This window comes from Pseudoflavitalea rhizosphaerae, assembly GCF_003991355.1.
Lineage (GTDB): Bacteria > Bacteroidota > Bacteroidia > Chitinophagales > Chitinophagaceae > Pseudobacter > Pseudobacter rhizosphaerae.
In genome coordinates this window covers 1-1,419 of sequence record NZ_RCSU01000033.1, presented here as the reverse complement: position 1 = coordinate 1,419, position 1,419 = coordinate 1, and the positions used below count along the sequence as shown (strand labels likewise).

Here is a 1,419-nt window from a genome sequence, read left to right as displayed (position 1 = left end):
CATTGTTGTCCGGATAAATCCGGGTTATAAATAGGTGTATCCTTTTATAGCAAAGGGTTACAGTGGAAAAAACAGTTGTTTCAAAACCTGGGGTAGGTCCCCCTTGTTGGCTACGTTATAAAAGCGAAAGGTGCATTGTCATTTTTTCTCCAGGCTTTATACGTGTCTCTGATAAAATCTAGTAATCCAACATAACTGGTCAGGTGCAGCCGGATTACGGTGATCATGTTGGCAAAGGACTTTTTGGTGGCGGCCTTCTTTCTTATAACCACCATCAGCAGTTGAGCAATGAGTACACAATAGACCTGCATTTTGATGGCATTGGGGCTTGCTCCCCAAAAGTACCGCAACGGAAAATTCTGTTTGATCTGCTTGAAAAGCAGTTCGATCATCCAGCGGCTTTTATAAATAGTGGCGATCTGTGCAGCAGGCAAAGTAAAGTTATTAGTGGTGTACACATACACTTTGCCTTCCTGCGTTTTGTACACGATCCGCCTGAGTTTTAGCCGATCCGTCTGTATTCCGTTGACTTTTACAGCAACGGTGATCAATTGCTCTTTGAGAACGCCTTGAGCCTGGAACTGGCGGGTTTTATCGACCAGTACTTTGGTGACATGGTATACAGCGTTTTCGCGCATCCGGGTCACGAACCAGATCTTCTGGCCGGTCCATTTAGCGAACTGCCGGTAGTCGGTATAAGCTTTATCAAAGACCAGCCAACTGTTGGCAGGCAGCTTCAGGTGATACAGGAATCGCTGATCATGCTCCTTGGCTGCAGTGATGCGGACAAACTCTGTCACGCCGCTAAAGGCATCCATCAGCGCATGCACTTTGATGCCGCCCTTTTTTCGGGCGCCATCCAGCCGGTTGCGGCCAACCCCTTGCAGGATCTCGCTGAACAACTGGATCGTCGAACTGTCAATGATCTTTAAGTTTCTTATGCTCAGTCCTTTTAACCGGCTGTCCGAGATAAAGGAATGGTAGCGGGCCAGTAATCCGTAATAGATCGTTTCAAAGACCCGGTAGCTTCTTTTGTTATTGGCATCTGAGAGCGTACTGCGGGCAGGAGCCTTGTCCAGACCGAGATGGGCCAGTTTGCCTTCACAGGCCAGCATCCCTTCGCAGATCTCCCGCAGCCCATTGCAGTAGCTGAAAACGCCGTACAGCAAACTTACCAGGTGAATGCGAACCGGTAATCGCTTGTAATACCGGTTAGCTTTATGCTTTCTGTTGGCTGCATGGATAACAGAACCAGGAATAACATTCAATATCTGAGATAAAACCGGCTGTCCGGAGAATTTTCTATCTTCATCCATTAGGCATTGTTTTGATGTGGTAATCCAAACTTAGCCTAATTGGGTGGTTCTTCGGGACCGCCCTTACTTTTATAACCCGACTTTAGTCGGACAATACTGATTT

Annotated in this window: 1 protein-coding gene; it reads right to left on the bottom strand. The window is 47.1% G+C overall.

From position 1 onward, the window contains the following. Positions 1–110: 110 nt before the first annotated feature. Positions 111–1,316 carry an IS4 family transposase gene (locus tag D9Y29_RS26390; RefSeq protein WP_127133252.1) on the bottom strand — a complete coding sequence of 402 codons (1,206 nt, stop codon included), beginning with the start codon at positions 1,314–1,316 and terminating at the stop codon, positions 111–113. Positions 1,317–1,419: the final 103 nt, after the last annotated feature.